We start from the raw sequence: 6316 nt of genomic DNA, 5'->3' as shown, positions 1-6316 counted from the left end.
GCCTCAGAAGAAAGATTAGAAAAACTATTTAATTCAACTATGGATAGCATAAAAGAGACTAATGCGAAAATCGATAAAATTGATGAAAAATTAGGAAGTAAAATAGACAGTATAAACGATAAAATAGATACTAAGATAGATAGTATAAACAATAAAATAGATAGTAAAGTTGACTTAATGTCCGAAAAAATAGATTCAACCAATAAATGGATAATAGGAACTTGTATAGCAACTATTTTATCTATAGCAGCTATGGTAATAACATTAATTATATTTTTTATACAATCTAAAAGCTAAAGCACCCAGAGCAATCTAGGTGCTTTAAATATCACTTCTTTAATCTTATAAAAAAACACCTTTACTACTTAGTATTGGTGTTTTTTACTTTAAAAGAAAATGTAATATAAAATAATACGTAAGTAAAATTGAATAGAATGTAAGGATAGTATAAACTTAATTAAGTAAGATGATACTACGACATTAATATCATTATTACCATCAATATCATTATTCTATTTAAAAAAATAACATCTAATAGAAATTCCCCTAATAGGTGTTATTTTTTACGTAAATAAATATTAAAAGAACGTGAAGTATATTGAAGAAATGAATAGAAATAAATATAATTAGTTATGGAATGGGAATTGGCTAGCTTCTTTCTTTTGATTATGTGTATGTATCAATTACGGAATAGCACCTAGTATAAACTGGGTGCTATTTTCGTATATCGATATAAAATATACGTTAAATACTATTTTAGAAATGAATAAAGACAAGTATAATTATGGTTAATAATACTTATGATGAGTTAAAAATTTTTACGGCAAGTAGCTGTCAAGCATACTATAGAATACGTTGTAAATTATATATAATAGTTCATTGTTAAGTATTATTCTTCCTTTTTTATTTATGTCAGCACTCAGTTTATACTGGGTGCTATTTTTCTATATAAAATTGTCGTAGTGAAATCTTATCAATTGATATTGAAAGTTTTAATATAAAAATAAAATGTATTTATAATAATACTTGATAGTAAGTATTACTTATTAAAATTCTCTTATAAAACAAAAATAACACTTAGTTAATTGTAGCTAGGTGTTATTTTGGGGATTTAATAATATTAACTTGTTAATTTAATTCTAGACAGTAATATTATTTTTTATACATAAAAAAGGAAAATAAGTTGAGTTTTTCAGTATTATATGGATTTTTCTTGCATAAAAATAATTATTTGATAAAATTGTAATTAGTTAAAATAAAGTTGAAAAAAGGAGAATTTTCATGGGATTACTAGATATAATTAAAGCTACTGAAAATAAAAAATTAAAACACGAAATAGATGATTTAAAGAAATTATTAACTCCAGAGCAGAAAGAGACTAAAGATATATTGGAGTATTTAAATGAATTAAAAGTAAAAAGAGATGTGTTAAATAAGGAGATTGAAAAATTAAAGATAGAATTGACAGATTTAGAGAATAAGAAGAATATAAGAAAACAAGAATTAATAATGTTAGATGAAGAAATATTAATGCAAAATTTTGGGCTATATCAACCTAAGTACGATTTTTCGACTTCAGAACAATATAATGAAAAGTTAGTTGAAATAAGAAATAAACAAAAGGAAATGATAAAAAATAAAACTGCTGTTACATATTCAGAAAATTGGACTGTTGATGGAAGTAAAACAAAAGGAAGAAAAATGACTAATGATAATATAAAGCAAATCTTAAGAACATTTAATACTGAATGCGAAAATGCAATTGATAGAGTTAAGTTTAATAATATAGATAGTATGAAGAAAAGAATAGAAAAATCATTTGAGAGTTTAAATAAATTAAATCAAACAGTATTAGTTGGGCTTAGAAATGAATTTTTAAATTTAAAAATAGAAGAGTTATATTTAGCATATGAATATCAAGTCAAAAAACAAGAAGAAAAAGAAGAACAAAAGCGTATTAGAGAAGAATTGAGAGAACAAGCTAGATTAAAAAAAGAATTGGAAGAGGCAAAGAAAAATGTAGAGAAAGATTTAAAACACTTTAAAAATGCACTAGAGTCAATTATTGAACAATTAAATAATAAAGATTTAGATGAAGAGCAAAGACAAGCTTTAGTAAATAAAAAATTAGAACTTGAAAATCAGATAAATGCACTTAATAATAATTTAAAAGATATAGATTATAGACAAGAAAATCAAAAAGCTGGATATGTATATGTAATTTCAAATATAGGGGCCTTTGGTGAAAATGTTTATAAAATCGGAATGACACGTAGATTAGATCCACAGGAAAGAGTAGATGAATTAGGTGATGCATCAGTACCATTTAATTTTGATGTACATGCTATGATATTTACTGAAGATGCTCCAGCTCTAGAAAATGCATTACATAAGGCTTTTGAAAATAGGAAACTAAATATGATTAATAAAAGAAGAGAATTTTTTTATGTTACTTTATCTGAAATAGAAGATGTTATAAAAGAAAATTTTGATAAAACAGTTGAATTTAATAGAATAGCAGAAGCGGAACATTATAGAGAATCAGTTAAAATTAGAGAGCAATTAAATAAAAATTAAATTTATTTCATATAAAAGAGAAAGTAAAACACTTTCTCTTTTATATGTTAAAGTAATCCAAAGGAATATTAAAAGCCGTACATATTTTTTCTATATTTTCTTTAGATATATTGCGCCCAGATTCATATTTACATATGCAAGAATAACTAACTCCCGTTTTAACTGCTAATTCTTTTTGAGTAAGACCATGAATCATTCGAATTTTATAAATCTTATCTTTTAGACTATCTTCGGGGAGATTATAATATATACTAGATTGAGTGTTTTCAAAGATTTTGAATATCTCTTTATATGTTGTCTTTTTATTCTCATAGAACATGCTAAACTTATGACAACTTACTATCCGTTAAAGAAATTAAGAAAAATTAAAGGTTTAGAAAGTGCAAAATATGTGGATCCATATGCAGGTAGTAAAGGAAATTCAATAAGATATTTATCAGTGGCTCCAAGAACTAATGATTTAAAGGTAAAAGGAGTAGATAACTTATTTTGTGCTGGCGAAAAATCAGGTCTTTTTGTTGGTCATACAGAAGCAATATGCACTGGTAGCTTAGCAGGACATAATGCTGTAAGGCTTGCAATGGGAATACCTCTATTAATTTTGCCAGGATCAATAGCAATAGGAGATATAATATCTTTTGCAAATGAAAAAGCAGGAACAAGAGAAGGTAGAAAAAATAGATTCACCTTTGCTGGAGCAGAATACTTTAAGAGAATGAAAGAATTAGGACTATATACTGTTGATAGTGCTGAGATAAAAGATAGAATTAGAAAAGTTAATTTAAATGGCGTATTTAATCAAAAATTAATATAGCAATAACTTAAATGGTGAATAAAAGAGAATAATAATTATTCTCTTTTATTTTATATACTAAGATTTAGGATTAAAAGTTAAAGTACATAGTGTATTTTAAAAGTTAAGAGTATTAATTATCCAGAAAAATATTTTGTTAAAAATAAATAACAAGTCTTTTTATAACTCTAATTTTATAATTCTAAAATGTACAATATTTTTATTAAAGTGAGAAAATATATCTAAGAGCTCTACTCATACTAGTGATAACGACAGAGCCATGATTTTCTTCAGGTGCGACATAGATGTTACAATTATTATTAAAGCTCTTAATTTTATTGTAGATTTTTTCTGCGCCATCAACCATATAACCTTCTTTTTCTCCAACACCTATAAATACATTCTTTTCACTATTTTCTAAATTAGGGAAGTTTAAAAGTTCGTAGTCATTCCACCAAACTGAGGGACTAAAGGAAATGATATTTTTATAGATATTTGAGCCCTTTAATAAATTCCACAATACATAATATCCACTTAAGGAATGACCGATTATAGTAATATCATTTTTATCGAAGTTAAGGTTAGGTTCAATTATTGGTAGAAGTTCTTTTTCTATAAAATAATTGAAATTTTCACTTCCGCCAAGATTATTAGGAATCTTAAATTTAGTTTCTTCAGGAATAAAATATTTTTCTGCTGGAGCTGTAAAGTCTAAGAATCTTTTTTCTTTTTTTTCGTAGTCTTGATGAGATATACCAATAACTATTGAAGGCTTTACTCCAGTCTTAATATATAGTTGACCTTGCTGCTTTATGCAAGACTTAACTACTTCAAAACAATTGTCACCATCTAGAACTATTATTAATGGCAGTTTATTTGCTTTTGATTCTTCTGGAATATAGAAATTAATATCATAAAAACTATTAGTATGATTTGATTTAATTTTAAAGTTATTCATAAATTTACTCCTTTATGCTAAGATTTAGTAATAAGTATAAAATAGCAAAAGGAAAAGGTCAATGATTATGAAAAGAAGTATTAATTGGTTAATTGAATATTTTTCAGAAAGTTCTATGGAGTTCATTGATATTTTTAAAAGTAGTTTACCGCCTAAAGAAAAAGATATCAATAGAAAAACGGCAAAAAATTTATGTGGAATAGTAATACCTATAAGAGGAGAATGTTCATTTTCTGTAGGTGGGAAAAAATATAATTTAAATAAAAATACAATACTGCATTGTGGATCAAGCATGGATTTAAGAGTAGAGACAGGGGATTTAGGCATAGAATATTATGTAGTTCATTACAAAAATATTTTGACTACAGAAAAATTTGAAAACATAGAAAAACACTCTTTTTATCTAGAAATTGATGATAGGATATCTTTGTTAAGGTACTGTGAAACAATTAGTGATAAATCATTAAGTCCAGATGAATACTCAAAATTTTCTTGTAAAGTTGATTTTATAAATTTAATAAATTCATTAATAAAGAATGTGAGATCGGCACAATATAGTGATAAATTGAAATTAGTTAATAGAGGTATTGATTATATAAATAAGAATTTTAATGAATTAATAACAGTTAGTGAAATAGCAGATATTTTAGAAATAGATAGAAGAAGATTTAGTGAGATTTTTAAAGAAGTTACAGGATTATCACCTGTAAAATATCTAACAGAATATAGGTTAAAAGAAGCTAAGAGGTTATTAAAATTTTCTTGCTATACAATTACACAAATATCTGATATGACTGGATATAATGATTGTTTTTATTTTAGTAAAACTTTTAAAAAAAATGTAGGTATTTGCCCTAGAAAGTATAGAGAAATAAATAATAATGTTAATACAGGTATTGTATTTAAGAAATAGATTCGGCAAAAGTACAAAAAAATATCACAAAAGTCTATTTTACCTTTCATAATACTTTGCTAAAATAATCATGAATTGAAAATGATTATCATTATGAATGGAGGATAAATATGAAAAAGTACTTAACATTATTGATATCAACAGTACTAGTTGCAAACTTAACAGCTTGTAGTGTAAAAGTACCATCAGAGCAAAGTGGTGTAGGAAATAAAGATGCATCATTTACATTAAATTATTTAGGACAAGAATATTCTTTTGATAAGAAGGCTGAGAACATAGTCCTTGCAAGTTTAGAAGGAATGGAGGATGCAGCAGTATTAGGGGTTGAGGCAGTAGGTGTTTTAGAAGTTGCTGGAGAGGTACCTAAATATTTAGCAGAGGATTTTAAAGGGGCAACTTTAGTAGGAGATAAAATGAATCCTAATTCAGAAGTTATACTAGGTTTAAATCCTGACGTTATTGTGGGAACTTCTAAATTTGGAGAAGAAACGATGAATAAGTTAAATAAGATAGCGGTAACATTACCATATTCACACATATCATCTAATTGGAAAGATAATCTTCTAGCACTAGGAGAAATAACAAATAAAAAAGAAGAAGCTAATAAAATAATTACTGATTATGAAGAAAAGGCTTCAAAGGCTAAAGAGGAAATTTCGAATAAATATAAAGATCAAAATATATTAGTTATTAGGGTTAGAGGTGGATTAATGTACGTGTATCCAGAAGGGGTATATTTAAATCCAGTTTTATATACTGATTTAGGTATAAAAGTACCTGATATAGTAACTCAATCAAAAGCACAAGCTGAACTAACTATAGAAACATTAGCAGAAATAAATCCAGATGTAGTTTTCTTACAATTTGAGGATAGCGAAAATTCAGAAGCTCCAGAAGCTTTAAATGAGTTATTAGCAAATCCTATTTTTAAAAGTATAGAAGCTTCTAAAAATCATAAAGTATTTGTTAATGCTGTTGAACCTTTAGCTCAAGGTGGAACAGCTTGGTCAAAGGTAAAATTCTTAGATGCAGTTGTAGATAATTTATTAAAATAACAAAGTTATACCAGTCATTT

The 6316-nt window shown here is 25.9% G+C and carries 6 protein-coding genes and 1 pseudogene; 5 read left to right on the top strand and 2 right to left on the bottom strand.

The genetic code is table 11. The features are described 5' to 3' along the window. Together J7M87_RS08870 and J7M87_RS08865 are read left to right on the top strand one after the other, a co-directional pair. On the top strand, nt 1–297 hold a 297-nt coding region (locus J7M87_RS08870), incomplete at its 5' end, for a hypothetical protein (protein WP_365845053.1). Nucleotides 298–1281: 984 nt separating this feature from the next. Next, complete coding sequence (locus J7M87_RS08865) at nt 1282–2577, top strand: DUF4041 domain-containing protein (RefSeq protein ID WP_291650708.1); 1296 nt, start codon at nt 1282–1284, stop codon at nt 2575–2577. A 40-nt stretch (nt 2578–2617) separates the two neighbouring features. Here the strand turns inward: J7M87_RS08865 and J7M87_RS08860 are convergent, their stop codons facing one another. Further along, a complete protein-coding gene (locus tag J7M87_RS08860; RefSeq protein ID WP_291650707.1) occupies nt 2618–2896 on the bottom strand; it encodes a helix-turn-helix transcriptional regulator in 279 nt (92 codons plus the stop codon). Between J7M87_RS08860 and J7M87_RS08855 the strand changes: the two are divergent. Next, nucleotides 2882–3391 (top strand): annotated as a pseudogene (locus J7M87_RS08855) (FAD-dependent oxidoreductase); the annotation flags it as partial. The gene J7M87_RS08860 and the pseudogene J7M87_RS08855 sit on opposite strands and share 15 nt — an antisense overlap. Nucleotides 3392–3593: 202 nt before the next feature. Here the strand turns inward: J7M87_RS08855 and J7M87_RS08850 are convergent. Next, nucleotides 3594–4328 carry an alpha/beta hydrolase-fold protein gene (locus tag J7M87_RS08850; protein ID WP_291650706.1) on the bottom strand — a complete coding sequence of 245 codons (735 nt, stop codon included), beginning with the start codon at nt 4326–4328 and terminating at the stop codon, nt 3594–3596. A gap of 61 nt (nt 4329–4389) precedes the next feature. On the opposite strand from J7M87_RS08850, the gene J7M87_RS08845 reads away from it, so the two are divergent. Together J7M87_RS08845 and J7M87_RS08840 are read left to right on the top strand one after the other, a co-directional pair. Continuing rightward, nucleotides 4390–5241 carry an AraC family transcriptional regulator gene (locus tag J7M87_RS08845; protein ID WP_291650705.1) on the top strand — a complete coding sequence of 284 codons (852 nt, stop codon included), beginning with the start codon at nt 4390–4392 and terminating at the stop codon, nt 5239–5241. 110 nt (nt 5242–5351) lie between these two features. Next, nucleotides 5352–6296 carry an ABC transporter substrate-binding protein gene (locus J7M87_RS08840; RefSeq protein ID WP_291650704.1) on the top strand — a complete coding sequence of 315 codons (945 nt, stop codon included), beginning with the start codon at nt 5352–5354 and terminating at the stop codon, nt 6294–6296. Nucleotides 6297–6316 lie beyond the last annotated feature (20 nt).

The sequence above is a fragment of the Clostridium sp. genome (genome assembly GCF_017888565.1).
GTDB lineage: Bacteria > Bacillota > Clostridia > Clostridiales > Clostridiaceae > Clostridium.
The sequence above is the reverse complement of the archived record's forward strand: the minus strand, read 5'-3'. Positions and strand labels throughout refer to the sequence as shown.

Bases quoted from the DNA above. Each gene is read 5' to 3' on its own strand.
- J7M87_RS08865 (WP_291650708.1), top strand. From the start codon at position 1,282: ATGGGATTACTAGATATAATTAAAGCTACTGAAAATAAAAAATTAAAA.
- J7M87_RS08860 (WP_291650707.1), bottom strand. From the start codon at position 2,896: ATGTTCTATGAGAATAAAAAGACAACATATAAAGAGATATTCAAAATC.
- J7M87_RS08850 (WP_291650706.1), bottom strand. From the start codon at position 4,328: ATGAATAACTTTAAAATTAAATCAAATCATACTAATAGTTTTTATGAT.
- J7M87_RS08845 (WP_291650705.1), top strand. From the start codon at position 4,390: ATGATTATGAAAAGAAGTATTAATTGGTTAATTGAATATTTTTCAGAA.
- J7M87_RS08840 (WP_291650704.1), top strand. From the start codon at position 5,352: ATGAAAAAGTACTTAACATTATTGATATCAACAGTACTAGTTGCAAAC.